This window comes from Metabacillus sp. KJ11-3 (assembly GCF_055808295.1).
Genome location: NZ_JBVVRS010000004.1, coordinates 1 through 18,988 on the forward strand (window position 1 = coordinate 1; position 18,988 = coordinate 18,988).

At 32.4% G+C, this 18,988-nt stretch carries 17 protein-coding genes; 2 read left to right on the forward strand and 15 right to left on the reverse strand.

What is annotated here, in order from left to right; translation table 11 throughout:
• From istA to ltaS, 12 genes are all read right to left on the reverse strand, one after another.
• A partial coding sequence (istA, locus tag AC0L8O_RS26855) for an IS21 family transposase (protein WP_473449787.1) occupies positions 1 to 770 on the reverse strand: 770 nt, incomplete at its 3' end.
• The gene (locus AC0L8O_RS26860) at positions 767 to 1,027 is read right to left on the reverse strand and encodes a hypothetical protein (protein ID WP_473449789.1); all 261 of its coding nucleotides are present in this window, start codon (positions 1,025 to 1,027) and stop codon (positions 767 to 769) included. The genes AC0L8O_RS26860 and istA, both read right to left, overlap by 4 nt.
• 304 nt (positions 1,028 to 1,331) lie before the next feature.
• A complete protein-coding gene (locus tag AC0L8O_RS26865; protein ID WP_473449791.1) occupies positions 1,332 to 1,739 on the reverse strand; it encodes a BlaI/MecI/CopY family transcriptional regulator in 408 nt (135 codons plus the stop codon).
• Positions 1,740 to 2,831: 1,092 nt separating this feature from the next.
• Positions 2,832 to 3,476, reverse strand: coding sequence for a glutamic-type intramembrane protease PrsW (gene prsW / locus AC0L8O_RS26870; RefSeq protein ID WP_251686060.1), 645 nt, complete (start codon positions 3,474 to 3,476; stop codon positions 2,832 to 2,834).
• Positions 3,477 to 4,278: 802 nt separating this feature from the next.
• On the reverse strand, positions 4,279 to 4,989 hold the full coding sequence (locus AC0L8O_RS26875; protein ID WP_473449793.1) for a ZIP family metal transporter: 711 nt from the start codon (positions 4,987 to 4,989) through the stop codon (positions 4,279 to 4,281).
• 538 nt (positions 4,990 to 5,527) lie between these two features.
• Entirely contained in the window at positions 5,528 to 5,812 is a 285-nt protein-coding gene (gene qoxD, locus AC0L8O_RS26880; RefSeq protein ID WP_251686058.1) for a cytochrome aa3 quinol oxidase subunit IV, read from the reverse strand.
• A gap of 2 nt (positions 5,813 to 5,814) precedes the next feature.
• Positions 5,815 to 6,411, reverse strand: a complete 597-nt coding sequence (qoxC, locus tag AC0L8O_RS26885; RefSeq protein ID WP_251686057.1) for a cytochrome aa3 quinol oxidase subunit III — start codon at positions 6,409 to 6,411, stop codon at positions 5,815 to 5,817.
• 3 nt (positions 6,412 to 6,414) lie between these two features.
• Positions 6,415 to 8,358, reverse strand: a complete 1,944-nt coding sequence (qoxB, locus tag AC0L8O_RS26890; protein ID WP_251686056.1) for a cytochrome aa3 quinol oxidase subunit I — start codon at positions 8,356 to 8,358, stop codon at positions 6,415 to 6,417.
• A gap of 60 nt (positions 8,359 to 8,418) precedes the next feature.
• Positions 8,419 to 9,366, reverse strand: coding sequence for a cytochrome aa3 quinol oxidase subunit II (gene qoxA, locus AC0L8O_RS26895; RefSeq protein ID WP_251686055.1), 948 nt, complete (start codon positions 9,364 to 9,366; stop codon positions 8,419 to 8,421).
• An 850-nt stretch (positions 9,367 to 10,216) separates the two neighbouring features.
• A protein-coding gene (locus tag AC0L8O_RS26900) for an IS3 family transposase (protein ID WP_473449796.1) occupies positions 10,217 to 11,547 on the reverse strand; the annotation gives its coding sequence in 2 pieces (ribosomal slippage) (positions 10,217 to 11,169 and positions 11,169 to 11,547; 1,332 coding nt in all).
• A 385-nt stretch (positions 11,548 to 11,932) separates the two neighbouring features.
• Positions 11,933 to 12,250 (reverse strand): ArsR/SmtB family transcription factor, encoded by a 318-nt coding sequence (locus AC0L8O_RS26905; protein WP_251686053.1) that lies wholly within the window; start codon positions 12,248 to 12,250, stop codon positions 11,933 to 11,935.
• A gap of 220 nt (positions 12,251 to 12,470) precedes the next feature.
• Positions 12,471 to 14,411 carry a lipoteichoic acid synthase gene (ltaS, locus tag AC0L8O_RS26910; protein WP_251686052.1) on the reverse strand — a complete coding sequence of 647 codons (1,941 nt, stop codon included), beginning with the start codon at positions 14,409 to 14,411 and terminating at the stop codon, positions 12,471 to 12,473.
• Positions 14,412 to 15,023: 612 nt separating this feature from the next.
• Here ltaS and AC0L8O_RS26915 point away from each other — a divergent pair.
• On the forward strand, positions 15,024 to 15,869 hold the full coding sequence (locus AC0L8O_RS26915) for a COX15/CtaA family protein (protein ID WP_251686051.1): 846 nt from the start codon (positions 15,024 to 15,026) through the stop codon (positions 15,867 to 15,869).
• 13 nt (positions 15,870 to 15,882) lie between these two features.
• On the opposite strand, the gene AC0L8O_RS26920 is transcribed toward AC0L8O_RS26915, so the two are convergent.
• Positions 15,883 to 16,731, reverse strand: a complete 849-nt coding sequence (locus AC0L8O_RS26920; protein ID WP_251686050.1) for a cation diffusion facilitator family transporter — start codon at positions 16,729 to 16,731, stop codon at positions 15,883 to 15,885.
• A gap of 213 nt (positions 16,732 to 16,944) precedes the next feature.
• Positions 16,945 to 17,145, reverse strand: coding sequence for a hypothetical protein (locus AC0L8O_RS26925; protein ID WP_251686049.1), 201 nt, complete (start codon positions 17,143 to 17,145; stop codon positions 16,945 to 16,947).
• A 345-nt stretch (positions 17,146 to 17,490) separates the two neighbouring features.
• Between AC0L8O_RS26925 and AC0L8O_RS26930 the strand changes: the two genes are divergently transcribed.
• Positions 17,491 to 17,814: an ArsR/SmtB family transcription factor gene (locus AC0L8O_RS26930; protein ID WP_251686048.1), complete on the forward strand. Its 324-nt coding sequence runs from the start codon at positions 17,491 to 17,493 to the stop codon at positions 17,812 to 17,814.
• Between the two features lie 29 nt (positions 17,815 to 17,843).
• Here AC0L8O_RS26930 and AC0L8O_RS26935 read toward each other — a convergent pair whose 3' ends face one another.
• Entirely contained in the window at positions 17,844 to 18,767 is a 924-nt protein-coding gene (locus AC0L8O_RS26935; RefSeq protein ID WP_251686047.1) for a cation diffusion facilitator family transporter, read from the reverse strand.
• Positions 18,768 to 18,988 lie beyond the last annotated feature (221 nt).

Consider the following 18,988-nt stretch of genomic DNA (forward strand, 5'->3'; position numbering starts at 1 on the left):
AGTAGGTGCAATTGGCTATAGTTAAATGCACGTGGCACATGTATAAGGGAATTGTCAATTTTCACTTCATTGTACTTATTTACCTTTGCCAGGTCTTTTTTGAATACTGGATATTCCTTCTCAGGCAAAGCTAGTAAGTACTTGGTCTCTTGCTCCCATAACTCTTGGATTAGAACTTCTTTCTCATAATGCAGCCTCTTACGATCTTCCTCCAGTTTTTCCTTTAACTGTAAGGTTAGATCTTCAAAGCTTTTCATCACAGGTGCCTTAGTGAAAAAGTTATATCGAATATAGCCCACCTTATTTTCTACATTTCCTTTCTCATGGCCACTTCTAGGATTACAAACTTGAACTTCAAAGCCATAATGGTTCTGAAATTGCATAAATTCATCTGTTAGTTTTGCCTCTTCCATTTTTGATCGGGTTTGTTTTACTGCAGGTGTAAGGTTGTCAATTCTTAATGACTTTGGCACTCCACCAGCTTGAATGAACAGTTCCTGCAATCCATGCAAAAAACATTCTTGATTCTCAGATGGAAGAGGTATTGCAAAGCCTGCGTTGCTATAAGGCATAGACATGATCAATGCTCGAACATCTACTAGATCCCCATCTTGAACAGCTTCCATTACTCCAAAATCCACTTGTGCTTCACCCGGAGGGTGCGCTAATCTTTCATGTCCTTTATCACGTTCTTCTTGATGACTGCTTTTCCACTCTTTTACAAAATTGCATACAGTTCTATATGAGCCAGTAAATCCATATTTAATCAATTCGTTATGTAACTCTTTATTTGTCCTTCTAGATTTTCTTTTAATCTTTGATCTTCGAACAACCAATCGGCAACCATTTCTCCCCATTTTTCCTCATACATCATTCCTTTTCTAGCTTTGAGGGTTTCTTTAGGAATCTGGTCATCATCAGCGTATTTCTTTGCAGTACGCCAGTTAACTCCCACTATTTTCTGTATTTGGGAGATTGATAGTCCTTTGTTGTTTCTTAAATTTTTGATACAATTAATATCAGACATTGCTAGCATCCTTCCGTAACCTCCATGTATTGATTCGACACCATTACATTAGAGGGACTTGGGGTGACTGGCAAGTCTTTTTTATGCCCTTATTAAAATAAGTGCAGGACTCTGCATTTTTCTGTTGCAAAGGTCTGCACTTCTATTTTGCAATAAACAAGAGTGATAAAAACTCAAAAGATCACTAATATATGATGAATTACGTTTTTTCAAAGTAATGAAAAAGAGTGTTTAAGGTTTTAATACTTTTGGTTTTAAAATACTTTAATTTATCTCGTAATAAAATAATCTTTGTTAGATGCAATTAATGACTTTTTAATTCAATAATTCTTTGTTCAAGTGTATACAGTATACTTTGATCTATATCTTCTAATGATTCAAGTATATGGTTAATAATTAACTCTCCGAATTCATCCATTATATTTTCTGTTATTTTCCTAGATTGCTCTTCAAGGAATTGTTCTTTTTTTGATAGGCTTAAATAATGACGTCCTTCCTTGAACTCTTTTTTTAGTATTTCTTTTTTAACCAAGCGATTCATAACGGTAGAAACTGTATTAAAATTTATTGCTTTTTCTATTTCAAGCCGTTGTTGAACATCTCTTATACTCATTTCAGAGCCTTCCCAAAGAATTTCCATAATTTTCGATTCTAAAGGGCCGAAAAACCTATTTAATCCCACCTCATTATAATTAAAAGTGTTTATGTTCACTTTTTTCACCTACCTATTGACCACAATAATTTGAACCAGAAAATACAAACTAACTAGTTTTCTACAACTAACTGTTTGGAATTTCATCGACTTCATTGAACAATCTATAAACTTTTATAGTTAACTTAAATCACCAGTATTAATGGAAAAATGCAGGAGATTTAATCGACTTTCTAAATGTTCATTCATCTTTTTTCAGTTAAAAAAATAAAAATGATAAGAATAGATTACTAAAGAACTAATGCTAGTTAGTAGTCCGCCGATACATAATAACGTATTTTTTTTATAAAATAAAATAATAAAAAAATAGGTATACTAATTAGAAAATAGGAAAGCAATATGTCATTATAATTCAAAAAAAATATCTGGTGTCTTACAATAGTGTAGAAATTAACAATAATAAATAAAATTAAAACTTTTTTCATTAGATATCAGCCCTTATATTAACATTTTTACTTACATCCAAAGAAAAGATTTGTAACATTAAAGCAATGCAAATATTATTTTCAGTAACCACATGATACGTTACTCTTAAAATATGTTTTTAATATAAGTATTGGATCCTTTTATTCAATTATTTAGGGATTTCTTACTCAATTATTTGACCACTTTTTAAGAATGTATCATTTTCCTATTATTTATTATATTAAGTTAAAGAAAGATAAAATCTGATACATAAAGCTGTTTATAACTAATAACGTTTTTCTCAGTTGAAGTAACATATTTTATATCTGTTTAATTAACTTTAAGTGATTTAAAAGTTCATAAAAAACCATCCACATAATTAGAATTGCACTAATAAAAAATATTAGGGAGGGCAAAATTTGATATACAAGAGAAAAATAACTGTCCACAATTAAACTACCATTTAAACTCTATAGCATTAATATGAACATATAATCATATTTGAATCAACAAATATCGAGTATTTGTCACCTAATATTCATTTTATAAGAGAGAGAATCTTTTTTCACTTCATCACAATCTGTTGAACCTTACCTACAACTTGTCCAAAATTTACAATCTGGAGGAATCCATATTGGCATATAAGTGTGTATGTTTCCCCATTAATGCGCTAACGTTTTATACAACTTATCCTTCGTAACTTTTTGATACTTTTATATTTCGTAGACTTAACCACCATAAAAAAGTCATATACAACGTGATAAAAAATAGCCAATTTTCAAAATTTTTTAAAATATAATCATACAAACCATGTAAAATGAAAGGAATTAAAAGCGAGTAAAAAATCCATTTGTTTTCTCTATCATTGGAGAATTTCCCGTTTCCTAAATAATAGCCCATGATAACCCCAAATAATCCACTGCTAGAAACTGGTAAGATAGCTCTTCCTAGTGCTATATCAAGACCGTTTGCAAACAAGTAAAAAATATTTTCTAGCGTTGCAAACCCAAGAGATACAGCTGCCCCATATACAATACCATCGTAGTGTTGATCAAATTCAACATGTTTATAGATTGTAAAATACAAAATAAACCATTTGAAAAATTCCTCTAACAGAGCAGCAGATAAAAATGCTTGTGCAAATGGGGATGTCCAAATATGTTCTTCTGTTAAAACATATTGAACAAACATTATTGGAAACACTAACATTGCACCTAAAATGAATATTCTTATTACTAATGAGATCGGCTCTGTCTCGGATTCATCTTTTAAATAAAAGTAGATCATCAACGCTAAACCTGGGGCTAACCCTGCAAAGATAATTGCTACCATACCCAAGAACCACATTCTTTCTTAATTCAGTATATATTACTTATTGAATAGTTAATGATATAGTAATATTATAACTTACTATATTCAGGAAATTGTGAAATGAAATAAATATTATTATAGGATGATCTTTCAAAATAAATATATAAAAGTAAGCTTTTTTTAATCCAAAATATAAATAAAAATGCATAAGAGCCTTATTTATTACAACTTATACCTCTTCTTCGTATTTCTTTCTTGTGAAGTAGTATTTCTTAACTCTTACTGACCTCGTAGTTTTAAATCACGGCCTGTCTATTTCCATATATTGTAAAGTGTAATGCGAAAAAGTTCTTCTTGAGGGGAAATCATCTTAAGAGACCCTCTTTTCCAAAAAAATTTAAAAAGTTTTGCCTGTTGCTGCATCCCTTTTTTTAGAGGTCTCCCTATTTATTGTATTTATGATGAAATCTTATTGAGTTACCAACAGAAGGTGGACTATTACTTGGTTACCGAGGAACTACTACCCCAATTGACAAAGTTAAAAAGACTTTGTAATTTTAGGATTAAAGAGTCTAATACAACCATAAAACATAGATAATGATACAAATCGCATATCAGTAATACTTTATAGTTTAGTTCAATTCTTAAGTGTTATCTTTTTGAAAACCCTTTTATAACCTTAATTAAAACATTTTATTATCCCTCTAATTTTCTTTTTTGAAAATATCACATAAAAAATAAGAAAGTTATTTTTAAAAATTTTCCATTTATTTTATGTATTTCTCATCAACACTCTAAATACAAACCCTAAAAAATATTATTACTAATGGAAACTAAACAACTGATGTAAAAGTAACACAAAACTCGCTCCTGAAACAGATAAAATCACAAACAACACGTTACTTATTCCTTTCCTTGCATCAATTATAAATTCTTTAATTGCAGTAAACCCTAAAAAACCGATTGCTACCCCTAGTAAAACACCCATTAATTTATATGTGAATACTATCTTACCTCCTATAAACGATGAAACAAGAAACAAGAGTGATAATAATAGACATGCAACTAAGAAACTAACAAATTTCCTCCCCGTTCTACGAAAAGATATCATTAATACTATTCCTTCAGGAATTTGATGAATTAGCAATGTCAATAGTAGTGTTGAAGTAATTAGATCCGATGTTAATGAAGAACCTATTGCTAACCCAATTGGGATTGTATGCAACATGATTGCAATTAATATGGATAATCTTGATCTCTCAGAATACGATGTAATATTATGTAAAATCTGGTGGATAATAATACATCCAATTGCTCCAACTAATATACCTAATAAGACACTTATTAATCGGTATTCATTTATTGAATGAGGTATTAAATCAAATATAAGAATTCCAATAATTATTCCACCACATAATATGTATAAATACTGAATTTTAATAACTTCTATCTTGAGAATTAAGTAGCTCAATAATGCACCAAAAGTGGTTCCTATAAATATATATCCACTTAGTAAAAATGAAGGATTCCCCATTAAATTCACTCCTAGTAGGATTAATAAATAATAAGGTTTACACATAAAAAGCAGTACCTTAAAGAATTATATTAAAGTGATTAAATGTTCATTCAAACATATGATAAAAATTTAAATTTAGTATTACTTCAATCTAATTATCTATAAACTAAACTATTCGTTCTAATATAATACCTGCAAACAAAGGTGATAAAGGTCAACTTGCATCCAATCTCCTGCTATGACACTCGCACTTCAAATAGTAGAGGCTAACTTATTGTTCCATGTAACTCCACCTGTTGTTCCAGGGGCTTGTAAATTGCATTTTCAGTGGATCTAAAATTCAAGGGGCATTGCTTACCTGAGATGAATTTGAAGAAGATACTACCTGGTTATAGCCTTGTAAACATTTGGTAAATTAGAGACTGAGGGGGTCTCTATCACAAAAAATTTATCGGGAAAATAAATGGAATTCAAAAAGGCATTCGGAATAAATTCAAACCGAATGCCTTTTATAATAAAATTAGGTATGACTCGTTATGAGTCATACCTAATTTTATTAATTCATATCCCAAACCATTGCTAATAGTGTACCAAAAACCGTTACTAAAGCAATAACTACTCCGTAAATAATATTTGTATAGATTGATGCTTTATCTTCAGTTTCACCTGCATGCATAAATACAACTAACTGAAGGCCAGCTTGTAAAAATGCTGTTACTAATAAGACTGTCATCCCTAATGCAAATGACATATTGAAGAAGTAAACACCAAGTGCAACTGCCGTAAGCACCAATGAGAAGACAAATCCCATTACTTGTTTCATCGGAAATAACTCTCTCATGTTTACATCATTCCTTTCAGGTAGATAAAGCTGAAAATGAAGATCCAAACAACATCTAGGAAGTGCCAGTATAAGCTGAAAATAAAAGCTTTATTTGCATTCTCCGGAGTTAAACCACGCTTTACAATTTGAATAACAATGAATAATCCCCAGAATAATCCAAGCGTAACGTGTGCACCGTGAGTACCAAGCGTTGTTAATAAAGTAGATGTAAATGCACTCGTTCCAATACCTGCACCTTCATGAACATATGTTGCGAATTCAAAGATCTCAATTCCTAAGAATCCCAATCCAAGAAGTAGTGTCACAATAAAGAAAGTAATCATGGCCTTAACTCGACCAAGACGCATCGCATGAATACCTAAACCAATTGTAAAACTACTTGTTAAAAGCAAAATTGTTTCAAGTAACACAGGGGTAATCTGGAAGATCTCCGCTCCATCAGGACCAGAACCCGTGCGATTATATAGTGTAAAATAAGAAGCGAAAAGTGTTGCAAACAACATAATTTCCGCACCTAGAAAAATCCAAAATCCGAATATCTTTAAACGGTTTTCCTCAGTACTATATTCTAGTGGTAGCGAGTTATCAATTTTCATTACTTAAGCACCTCGCAAATCTGATTCAGTTTCTTTGATTTCTTTTACAGAGATATAACGTCCATGATCTTTTTCAAAAGAACGTAATGTCATAAAGATAAAGATGCCAATTGTTGCAATAATTGCTGGAATCCATAAGCTGAAAACTAATGAGAAGCCCCATACAAAGAAAACACAGCTCATAATGAATGGCATTCCACTATTATTTGGCATATGGATCTTTTCTATATCTCCTTTAAATAACTCATGACCATGTTTTTTTGCATCCCAAAATGCTTCTGTTGATTTTACTTCAGGTATAATAGCAAAGTTATATTCTGGAACTGGAGTGTGTGTTGCCCACTCAAGTGTACGTGCATCCCATGGATCTGATCCGATATTTCTTGGTGCATAACGAATGCTGTAATAGATGTTATATACAATTAACGCAAAACCAATTGCCATAATCCCAGCACCGATAAATGAAACCATATTTAATGGTCCAAATCCAGTTGATTCTGAATATGTGAAGCTACGACGTACTTGACCGTCTAAACCAGTAATATACATTGGGATAAATGCTAGGACGAACCCGATAGAAAGTAACCATGCTGTCCATTTCCCAATTCTTTCGTTCAACATAAAGCCGAACATTTTCGGCCAGTAATATGTTAATCCAGCAAGCATAGCATACACTACACCCGGAATAATAACATTGTGGAAGTGAGCAACTAAGAACATTGTATTATGGTATTGGTAGTCAGCTGCTGACATCGCAAGCATTACCCCTGTTACCCCACCTAATGTGAAAAGTGGAATAAAAAGCATTGAATAAAGCATTGGTGTAGTCATTCGAATCTTACCTTTTCTCAGCGTAAGCAACCAGTTAAAGATCTTTACGCCAGTTGGTACTGCAATGATCATTGTTGTTACTGAGAAAATACTGTTTGTAAACGCACCTTGACCCATTGTAAAGAAGTGATGTGCCCATACTAAGAAAGATAGCAATGAAATTAACACCATTGACCATACCATTGACTTATAGCCATAAAGGTTACGTCCGGAGAATGTTGAGATAATCTCACTGTATAGTCCAAATGCTGGTAAAATTAAGATATAAACTTCAGGATGTCCCCAAACCCAGAAAATGTTTGCCCAAAGCATATCCATTCCACCGTTATCTAAAGTAAAGAAATGTGTACCAAATAAACGATCCATCGTTCCCATTGCAAGTGCAACTGTTAATACAGGGAAAGCGAAAACAATGATTAAGTTTGCAATAAGAGCAGACCATGTGAACATCGGCATTTTCATTAATGTCATACCAGGTGCTCTCATTTTCATGATCGTCGTAATAAAGTTAATACCCGTCAGGAGGGTTCCGATACCGGCAATCTGTATCGAAATCATATAATAATTCGTTCCGACAGATTTACTGAATTCCTCACTAGCTAGTGGGAAATAGGAAGTCCAACCCGCGTCAGGTGATCCTCCAACAACGAATGAAATGTTGAATAACATAGCTCCCATAAAGAACAACCAGAAGCTTAATGCATTAAGACGTGGAAATGCAACATCACGTGCTCCAATTTGCAGTGGAACAACTAAGTTCATGAAGAACATGATAAATGGCATTGCCATAAAGAGAATCATAACAACCCCGTGAGTTGTAAAAATCTCGTTATAGTGCTGTGAATCCAGCAATGTATTATCAGGAACGGCAAGCTGTGCACGCATCATAATCGCGTCTACACCACCGCGGAATAACATAACCAAAGCAGAAATTAAATACATAATACCGATACGTTTATGGTCAACTGTTGTTAACCACTCACGCCACAAGTAACCCCATTTTTTAAAGTACGTTAATCCAGCAAGTATTGCAATCGTAGTTAAACCAATAGCAACCATGGCTGCATAGATCGCAAAACTTGGATGAGGTACGGCAAAACGATCAAAGAAATCCATTCGTTTGTGACTCCTTTCGGAAATTAATTATTTTAACGTTATTAATCATGAGTTTTATCATTAATGATTCATGTGTTCAGATTGTTCGTCATTAGAGCCTTCTGAATTGTCTTCATCTGAATTTATATCAGATTTTTCTGTTTCAGCTGATTCTGCTGAATCTTTATCTTCCTCTTTACTGTGGTGTCCATTGTTAGGTGGCGCAAACTCTAAATGAGTCCCTGTATATGTTAGTTGACCAAGATGACCTGGCTCTAACAATTCATCAAACTCTGTTTCTGTCAGTGGATCAGCTGTTTCTTTAACTTCATCCACCCACTCATCAAATTCCTTCTGACTCATAGCTGTTACATTAAATGTATTTTCTGCAAATCCTTCACCACTAAAATTAGAGTTACGCCCCATATATTCACCTGGTGAATCTGCTGCAAGATGAAGTGTTGTAATGTGATCATTCATTGCATACTTCTGTCCACCAAGCTGAGGAATCCAGAAGCTTGTAATCGGTCCATGTGAATATAACTTAAATTCAAGTGGACGATCAGTTGGTATATATAGGTAGTTTACTGTTTCAATGTTTTCTTCTGGGTAACTAAAGTGCCACTTCCAGTTAGAAGATGATGCATAAACAACTAAAGGCTCTTTCTCTCCGTAACCTTCCGGCTTTGCCTCGACAATATAGTTACTTTGAACAGAAACAACAGATAAATAAGCAACGATAATAATTGGTATACCTACACAAATTGTTTCGACCCATTTATTCCCATGTATATGCGGTGGTTCATAGTCATCCGGCATATTAGACGCACGGTATTTTACTAACATATAAATTAAAAGTCCAAATACAACAAGAACAATAAACAACATAATTCCCATTGATAGTAAAATGTCACTTGCTAACCTTTCTGCCTGCGGTCCTTTAGGATCTAAAACCATTAACGGTTCACATCCAGATAAAAATGCGGCTATGGAAACCATAATCGTGAACATAGTCCATTTTAATTTCATATAATACTCCTTTCTTTCCTTCACATAAGCTTCTTTTTATACCTATATCAGCATAGTAAAATACCAAACATGTGAAAGATCACACAAGATCAATAATCACATCATATCAGACGTTCTTAAATAAGTTTATTAGTAAAATCATGTTTCATGTAATGTTCAACTATTAGTCACTTTTTCGTTATATATTTATCACAAATTGTTCACTATTTTGGAATGAACCCTTCCATTTTGGTAGAATCTTCTTATAAAGGTGGGGAAGTGTTAAAGATCGGACTCTCTAAACTCTAAGATAGATTTAGGAATTCTCTAGTTCTTTGGTTTGCTATTTCTGGAATTAAGGAGTTAGAAATACTCTTAAGTACATCTTTTGAACATTTTTCATTGGAATGCTAACAGTGACTTCTTTACCTAAATATTTATCAGAAGGTGTGTATTCTTTTAAGGGACGATTCCGATTATTTTTTCTTCAATGCTGAAGTTTGGCTGTAAGGTAATAACGATTGATTTTTTTGGAGTAAACTTACTATTTGGGGCGAAACCTTGGTGACTTATTTAACTAATAGAATAAATGGAATTGTTTTAATTTAAAGTTTTTATAAATTGTTGGTTCGTCAAATTATATTGTACCTAAATAACTTTCACTTCTAGAACTGATGAAATTTTGTCATTTACCTCAAGTATTGGTTAGTTGTTTCCAAACTTTAAGCTTATATGATCATCATGGATACTTTTTGTATGTAGGTGAAATTTTGTAATGAGGCTTCCAATTTTAAAATGATAAAGAGGGTACGTTCTGAACTGAACCCTATAAAATAGACAGTTTAATAAAAGAAGATACTATTTTATTTATTTATGCAGCGATTAGATGACTTCGGTAAGCCTCCGGAGTCATCTTTTTTAGGTTCCATTGCTTTCTGCTGGTGTTATAGTACTCTATATACTCATCAATCATGAGTTTTAATTCATTAAAGTTACGTGCTTCCTTGTAATCTACTTCATCTTTTAAATGCCCGAAAAAGGACTCCATAGGTGCATTATCTAGACAGTTTCCTCGCCGTGACATGGATGGGAGTAACCCAATTTCTTTTGCTCGTTTCTGGTACTCAGGATTTGTATAGTGAACCCCTTGACCTGAGTGGATGAGTGCCTCAGGATGCACATTTCCATCTAATGCTTCTTTTAGCTTTGATAAAGTTCTATACACAATGTTCATTCGTAAATTAGTGGAGAGTTCATAAGCAACAATTTCTCTAGTAGCGACATCTTTTACACAGGATAAATAAGCCGTTTCTCCTCCTCGGTACGGTAAGTAAGTCATGTCTGTTACCAATGCTTTTCCTGGCTCAACCTGTTCAAACTCTCGATTTAGGTGATTTGGCACTGTACGGTGTACTTCTGTTGCTTTCGCCAATTTTCGGTAAGGATTTGCACGTCTTACTTTCGCAAAAAAGTTATACTTTCGCATCAATCGAAGGATTTTTTTATGATTCATAGGCTTGTGTACCATATCGGCTAAAGCCATATATAAGCCTCGATATCCAATCTTTCCTTTCGCTTTATCATATATAGACTTAAGTAAGAGGTAATCCCTATAGTCCTGCTCCTTACGGAGTGCTTGACTCTCACTGTTTTTGAGCCATTTATAATATCCACTTCGACTCACACTTGCTAATTCACACAAATAACCTGTCAAATTCTTCAACTGATAGAGACGAATGACTTCGTTGATGACTTGATACTTCTCTCGTGGTGTTAAAACCGTCTTTTCTTCGCCTGCCTTTCTAGTGCTTCGAGCTTTTTTAGTAGCTCAAGTTCAGCTTCCAAAAGCTTGATCCGTGTTTCAGCCTTCTCTAACTTCTTCTCAGCCGTAAGTTCTTTAGAACTTGGACGACCCGTACTTCCTTTTCCTCGACGTTCTTCTAAAAAGCCTGTTTCTCCGTATATTTTATATGTAGTTCTCCAGCGGTTAAGTGCACTTTGTGCTTTCTTAATTCCAATCATCTCTAAATCAAATCCAGCTTCAATAAAAATCTGAGCTGGTCCTTTTCCGTCTAAATTTTCTTTAACAGCTTGAATTTTAAACTCAGATGTATACTGAATTGCTCGATCTGAAACAGAAGAGACATTAGGGTTGGATTCTAAAACTCTTCGTTCATGTTCATTAAAAATAATCTTACTCATAAATCGTTTCCCCGTTTCTTAAATATAAGCTCTAGTATAACGGGGTTTTAAGCTATAAAAAACAAAAAACCCCGAATAGATACACTTTTTTTAAAGTGTCTACTATTCGGGGTTCAGTTCATTCTACAGAATTTCTTTCTTGAATTTTCCACCTTCATCACAAAAACAAATTCTTGCATAAGAGGAAAATATAGCGGATTTCCAATAGATTTAATTCTTCATAGAAGGTTTTAATGGGAAGTTAGTTCTCGACTTTAGACCTTAATACTCTCTTTAGCTTAATGAACAGTTTTAAGTTTGTTAATAATTTTCTTTAATAAAAGTTTAAATCAAAAAAGACTGTAGACAAACTCTATTTTAATGAGTTTGTCTACAGTCAGTGAGCTTAAAAATCATTATTTATATAAGAGGCAAATTCTTTTATCATTTCCTCATTCCTTCGGTAGTAAGTCCATTGAGCATGATGTTTAGATTCTAGAAAGCCCACTTTTTGTAACACCTTTAAGTAGTGTGAAATAGTAGATTGCGACATCTTTGCCTTTTCTTGGATGTCCTGTGCGCTTACTCCTCCCCTTTCATTTATATTTCTTATAATATCGCTAGATTCAGTATCAAAATGTTCCAGAGGATCCTTCAGCCATTTCAATATTTCTAATCTTGTTTTGTTAGACAATGCTTTAAATATCTCAATTTGATTTTCCATGATATTAAATTAACTAATAAATTTCAATATGTCAATTTTTCGTTTGTTCAAGAAAAACCTGTTGTGCAGTAATTTGTATAGTGAATGATCTGTAATGCTATTCCCACAAAGAAGTAATTCGCTCACAAAATGTCTATCACAAATGGTAAAACTTCAATAAAGACTGTCATAAGAAGCTTCCTATGGCAACCTTTAGTATTAATTTTCATTTCTGTTCTGATTAATTATTTGGAAAGGAATTATAATCATATTCTGAACGGTCTACTGGGGTGAAATTTTTAGGTACGTGAAAACGTAATAAATCCCCATTAACTACTTTATCTGATAATAAAAGTTTATTTTCCACACTTTCTCGAAACTTTTTAGCTTCTTCAATCTGCATTTCTTTTAGTTCCGTACCCGTATTAGAATCATAATATTTTCCATCAACAAATGTAATGGACGGGCTCACGAAATCACCATTTCGGAAAGGAACAATTGGATTATGTTGTTCAGACAATAAATCTGTACCAAAATGGATATAATCCTTGGTATCAATTCCTAGCAAATGAAGAAGAGTTGGAAGAAGATCAATTTGTCCACCGAATTCATGATTAACACCACCCTCGATACCAGGAACACGAATAAACAATGGTACTCTTTGTAAACCTACACTTTCTAATGGTGTTACTTCTTTTCCGAGAACTTTCTCCATCGCTTTGTTGTGGTTTTGAGAAATTCCATAATGGTCTCCATACATAATAATGATGGAATTATCATATAAGCCTGACTTCTTCAAATACGTAAAGAATTGTTCTAATGCTTCATCTGCATAACGAGCTGTTTGAAAATAATTATCCACTGACCTATCACCAGTTGTATGAGGTGCGATTGTAGCTTCTTCTTGATCCATATTATAAGGATAATGATGGGATACTGTTATAAATTTTGTATAAAAAGGTTGAGGTAATGTTTCCAAGAGCTGAATTGACTGGTCAAAAAACGGCTTGTCCTCTAAACCGTAATCAGCTTTATTTTCTTCTTTTATTTGATAGTAGCTTTCATCAAAAAATTTGTTATACCCTAACGATTTATAAATTTCATTTCGGTTCCAAAAGGTTCCCGAATTCGGATGGAACACAGCAGATGTATAGCCTCGCTGACCTAAAATAGCGGGAGCAGCTTGGTACGTATTTAACCCTTTTGTGGTAAAGGCTGAACCCTGCGGCAACCCATACAAAGAGTTTTCTACCATAAATTCAGCGTCTGCTGTTTTACCTTGAGCAGTTTGGTGAAAGAAATTATCAAAATAAAGAGTATTTTCTTCACTAGTTAATGAATTTAAGAATGGTGTTACTTCCTCTCCATTTAATTTGTAGTCTATGAGGAAGTTTTGTATTGACTCAAGGTGTAGGTAAATTACATTCATACCTTTTCCAGCCCCAAAATAATTAGGATTTGGCTCAGCATAATTTGCTTTTGTAAAATTGATTACTTCTGTTAGTTCGTCACTATCTGCTAAAACTCTTTGTGCAGATGCCCTTGTACTTTGAACTGCATCATAGAGAGTGTAATTATACATTCCTAAATATTTTACAATATAGTTTCGATCAAATCCTCTTGTCAGTAATTGTGGTCGGTCGGATTCAGCTAAAATTAAGTTTATCATCGATATTACCAATGCTACTGAAAATAAAATAGAAACTTTCCATTTACTAGTTTCCCTTTTTTTAATTTTCACAAATCGAAAAGTGAGTAATAAGATTAAAACTAAAATATCAATAAAGTATACAAAATCATATGGTTTTATTAATGTAGCTACACTGCTGCTTACGTCTCCAAAATTCTGAGTCTGCATTAACGTTGGTAATGTGATAAAGTCGTTAAAGAAACGGTAATACAAGGTATTAGCATATAAAAGAATTGTTAACAATAAGTCAATAATAATAAGCCCTAAATACTTTTTCCTTCCTTTAAACAAGAAAGAAAATCCTAATAAAAACATCGAAGATCCTAATGGATTTAGGAATAATAAAAACTGCTGAATTGTATTTTCTAACCCTAAGTCAAACTGTGTTAATTGAATAATAAATGTTTTTATCCAGAGAAAAATTATAGCTAAAAACAAAAAAAACCAAAAATGATGAAAGACATCTCGAATCTTCTGATGAAAGTTATTCATTACATACCTACCTTCTAACACCTTTTTATTACTCAACCTTTTATTTATTAACTATAAGTTGAAAAGAAGTGATTTTTCCAATGTATTTTTTCTTTAGTTTTTATTTTTTTCCTCAAGCTGCTTCAATTCTTTATCAGATTTTTTCTTAAAGATATAAATGACTCCAAAAGATAACAAAGATAATACTAGATAAACGATAACAGTAGATAGCATTTTGAACACTCCCTTTTTATTATAAATTCTATCAATAACGCTAAAGTGTATAATTTATTATTTTTTCTTAGAAGACTTTTGGTTTCCTTTTCTGTAAGATAAAAACAAAAATAAAACATAAGCAATTAAAATAACAAAAATAGTTCCACTTGTAACTATAAACATGTTCATCATTATTTTTACCTCCATATCAATCTATAATAAATCTGACCATATAATCATATACCATTCAATAGATTTTAATAATCCTTCATTAAATTGTCAATTTTTTTAAAGTCCAAAGTTATTTGTTTGTCTAGGTACTTTTTATTTAGAAGTTCTGTATTTTTCATAGAACATTAAAATAATATCTGCTAATATATGAACATATGTAAATATATTAACATAGAAAGGACAGCTATGAAGAATACATTCTCCTTATTCACTATTGTTATAACAATCGCAGCCCTAATATTAGGAAATTTAGTCGTTGCTACTAATTCAGGAGATGCTTGTGGTACAGATTATCCATTCTGCAATGGACAACCCATTCCTGATATTACTAATTATCATATTATTATAGAATATTCACATCGCTTATTCACAATGTTACTTGGGTTTGTTATCCTTATTAACTTCATAATTGCATGGAAAAAGTCAAAGAATAGAACAATTCGACTCTTCTCTCTATTCGCATTATCTTTGTTGTTTATCCAGTCAATGATTGGAGGATTAAATGTTTTATTTGGAACTCCTACTGGTTTTACAACACTTGATGTCATGTTTAGTTTGTTCTTATTAATATCACTAATCTTTCTTCATGTTGGTTTAAATGTATCATCCTTTGAAAAGAAAACTAACTTGATCAGACAGCCATTATTAAAAGGATTCTTCTTTCTTTTATTTGAAATCTTAATTGGTGCTTTGTTTAAACATTTTGAACTTAGCCAACAGATTTTTCAAATTCATATGAACAGATTCAATCTTTCTTACCTTATTTATTTCATACATGGGATTTTAGGGTTGCTTATTTTATTTTATATAAGTTATGCTGTCTTTCTTACTTTTAAATGGGAGGTTTTTAAAAAGAAGGCATTACTCTTAATTTCTTTAACCTTCCTTACAACAATAGGTGGGTTCATAACCAAATCAGAACAGATAAGCCCCTTCACTTCTTCAGTTCACATGATATTAACAATTTTGACTTTAGCACTCCTTAGCTACATGACAGCTATATGTTTTTTTAATCAAATGAAAAGTGAGTAGATAACCTTTCTACTCACTTTTTTAAATGAGTTTCGATTATAGAATGTGTTACCTTTAGGTCAGTTACAATATCCTTTATTTGATTCTTTAATTCCTCATTTTCATCACTGCACATATTTTCACTCAAATAAAGATGAACTGACATTGCATTAACCTCCCCATCAATTGACCAAATGTGAAGATGAGAAACCTTTTTAACTCTATCTACCTCCATCATCTGTTTCTGTATGGAGTCCAGATTTATCCCTTCTGGTACCGCATTTAGAAAAACTTTCATTGTTTTCATTAATTTACGAATAACATTGTATAATACGAAAGAGGAAATTACTATGGATAAAATAGGATCTAGTATATGAATATCTTTAAACATGAGAACGACACTAATTATAAGAACTCCAATCCATCCCAGTAAATCCTCAAGTAGGTGCCACGAAAGTACACTTTCATTCATTGATTTTCCTTTATGTAGTTTCCATGCTGCAAATCCATTCAATACTACACCTAATAATGCTAACCAGAGCATGCCTTGAGCATCAGGATGTGAAGGGTTAAATAGTCGAGGAATTGATTTAGTCAAAATAATAATAGATCCAATTATTAATACGATCCCACTTATCAAAGCTCCTAATGTAGAAAACCGTTTATATCCGAAACTGTATTTTCCATCACTTTCTTTATTTGATAGCCGTTGTAGATACCAGGCTGTTCCCAGTGAAATACTATCCCCTAAATCGTGAGTAGCATCAGAGAGAATTGCCATGCTGTTAGTTAGGAATCCACCAATAAATTCAATGATTGTAAAAGCTAAGTTAAGAAAAAAGGCTAGTCTTGTGTTCTGAGTTGATGAATGTTTTTTTGACATATAAATACCTCCTAATTACATTACATCCCTTAACATTTATCCTAATCTGAATGGATCCAAACATAATTCCAAAATAAACCATTCTCTACAAATAGCTTAAATGAACATAAAAAAATACAAAAAGCCACTGATTGGTCAGTGGCTTTCGAACGAAATAATTTCTAACTAGATTTTTATATAATAAGTAAGAGGATCTATTCAACGAAATCTCATTCAATTATTTACCTTTTCATCAACTTTACCCGAATCCTGTCTCATTAGAAAATAAGTCAAAATACCAGAAACTAGTGCTCCACCTAATGAAATTAATATACGGATATACAACGGAACAGTTGAATGATCCTTTTCAAGTATCCATAGTGCCCATGCGAATACTACAATTGTCATTGGAATAACAAATTTAAAACGTTTCATGTGATTTCACTCCTTTAGCCAAATAAAATAATCTTACTAATATCCTTAAGTTATTTGATTGCTTACTTTTTGTTTCTATTAGATGATCTTCAACCTTAATATGGTATTTCTCCATAATTGTATGCTGAACTTCCCCATAATCTTCCATCCAATTGTGAATAAAGCAACTATCCGAAGAATGGATATTAATGACTCTTTATCATCATATAATGGTTGTCTTATTAATTGGGACTATAATGTTAAATTTTATAAACTTTAAACTATTTTCTTCAATTATTGAATTAATTGTTAATGTCATTAGACTTATCTATAATAATATATATAAAGCTAGAAGGAGTTAAATTTATGAATGAAGATGAAATTAAATCCAGTCCAGATTTTGATTTAGATGAAGAAACATTATTTATTGTTTCTCAAACGTTTAAAGCACTCTCAGATCCAACTCGTCTTAGAATCCTTAATTTATTATTTAAGGGAGAACATTCTGTTAACGAAATTGCTGATAAGTTAACATTACTGCAATCTACCGTATCACACCAGCTTCGTTTTTTAAAAAATGTTCGACTTGTTAAATTTAGGAGAGAAGGTACGTCGATGTACTACTACCACGATGACGAACATGTTATTGACGTCCTAAAACAGACTATAGATCATGCAAGACATACTTAAACCGAACCCTAAAAGGGCTCGGTTATTTTTTAATTACAATGGTCTCCATCTGAGCATTTATATCCTTCAACATCAATTTGGATGGTCGTATGATGCAAGTGAAATTCATCATGTAATATTTTTTTGGCTTTTGAAAGGAGATCTTGATGACTAATTCCTGGACCTACGACTAAATGACAACTCAAAGTTGGAAAATCAGATGTAATTGACCAAATGTGTAAGTCATGAATATCTTTGACTTCTTCCATCATTAGTAAAGTATTTTTCACGTTTTCAACGTTTATATTCGTTGGAACACCCTCCATTAAAATATGGAAAGCATCCTTCGTGACTCTCCAACCACTAATAATAATTAATACTGCTACAATGATACTTGCAATCGGATCTGCTAAGTTCCATCCAAAAAACATAATGAGTAATGCAGCTACAATAGCCCCTACCGATCCTAACATATCACCAAGCACATGTAAAAATGCACTCCGTACATTTAAATTCTCATCCTTGTCACCTTTCATTAGTATATATGCTGCCACAATATTAACAACCAATCCTATGGAAGAGACAAGCAGCATTCCCATACTAACAACCTCTGGTGGATTTAATATCCTTTGATATGCTTCCCAAAAGATATAAAGAGATATGAGAAGGAGTGTAATCCCATTGATAAATGCTGCCAGTATTTCAAAACGTTTATATCCAAATGTTTTAGAAAGTGATGCACCTTTTTCTCCAAATGTTAGGGCTAAAAAACTTAATCCCAATGCAGCAGCATCACTTAACATATGACCTGCATCTGAGAGTAATGCCAAGCTATTTGTCATAATCCCACCAATAACTTCAACGACCATGTAGGTAGAAATAATAAGAAAAGACCACTTAAGAGCAGTTTTATTATTACTCGTATGATGATGATGACCATGATGACCGTGACCATGACTATGTGAGTGTCCCATGTAACCCTCTCCTTTATATGAATATATGTACATATATATTATTGCAAATGTAATTAATAAGTGCAATATAAATATTATTTTTTTCAAACCTATTAAATATTATTAGCCTATTTATCCATAAAACAAAGGATTTATGCTATAGTTTGGAAATTATAACAGTAATCATTTTATTTAAGGGAGAATGTATGATGATATATGATGTGATAATAATTGTTGCAGGT

What these genes read in the sequence shown, in the direction of transcription:
- AC0L8O_RS26860 (WP_473449789.1), bottom strand. Translation starts at nt 1,027, where the DNA reads ATGTCTGATATTAATTGTATCAAAAATTTAAGAAACAACAAAGGACTA.
- prsW (WP_251686060.1), bottom strand. Translation starts at nt 3,476, where the DNA reads ATGGTAGCAATTATCTTTGCAGGGTTAGCCCCAGGTTTAGCGTTGATG.
- AC0L8O_RS26875 (WP_473449793.1), bottom strand. Translation starts at nt 4,989, where the DNA reads ATGGGGAATCCTTCATTTTTACTAAGTGGATATATATTTATAGGAACC.
- qoxD (WP_251686058.1), bottom strand. Translation starts at nt 5,812, where the DNA reads ATGAGAGAGTTATTTCCGATGAAACAAGTAATGGGATTTGTCTTCTCA.
- qoxC (WP_251686057.1), bottom strand. Translation starts at nt 6,411, where the DNA reads ATGAAAATTGATAACTCGCTACCACTAGAATATAGTACTGAGGAAAAC.
- qoxB (WP_251686056.1), bottom strand. Translation starts at nt 8,358, where the DNA reads ATGGATTTCTTTGATCGTTTTGCCGTACCTCATCCAAGTTTTGCGATC.
- qoxA (WP_251686055.1), bottom strand. Translation starts at nt 9,366, where the DNA reads ATGAAATTAAAATGGACTATGTTCACGATTATGGTTTCCATAGCCGCA.
- AC0L8O_RS26905 (WP_251686053.1), bottom strand. Translation starts at nt 12,250, where the DNA reads ATGGAAAATCAAATTGAGATATTTAAAGCATTGTCTAACAAAACAAGA.
- ltaS (WP_251686052.1), bottom strand. Translation starts at nt 14,411, where the DNA reads ATGAATAACTTTCATCAGAAGATTCGAGATGTCTTTCATCATTTTTGG.
- AC0L8O_RS26915 (WP_251686051.1), top strand. Translation starts at nt 15,024, where the DNA reads ATGAAGAATACATTCTCCTTATTCACTATTGTTATAACAATCGCAGCC.
- AC0L8O_RS26920 (WP_251686050.1), bottom strand. Translation starts at nt 16,731, where the DNA reads ATGTCAAAAAAACATTCATCAACTCAGAACACAAGACTAGCCTTTTTT.
- AC0L8O_RS26925 (WP_251686049.1), bottom strand. Translation starts at nt 17,145, where the DNA reads ATGAAACGTTTTAAATTTGTTATTCCAATGACAATTGTAGTATTCGCA.
- AC0L8O_RS26930 (WP_251686048.1), top strand. Translation starts at nt 17,491, where the DNA reads ATGAATGAAGATGAAATTAAATCCAGTCCAGATTTTGATTTAGATGAA.
- AC0L8O_RS26935 (WP_251686047.1), bottom strand. Translation starts at nt 18,767, where the DNA reads ATGGGACACTCACATAGTCATGGTCACGGTCATCATGGTCATCATCAT.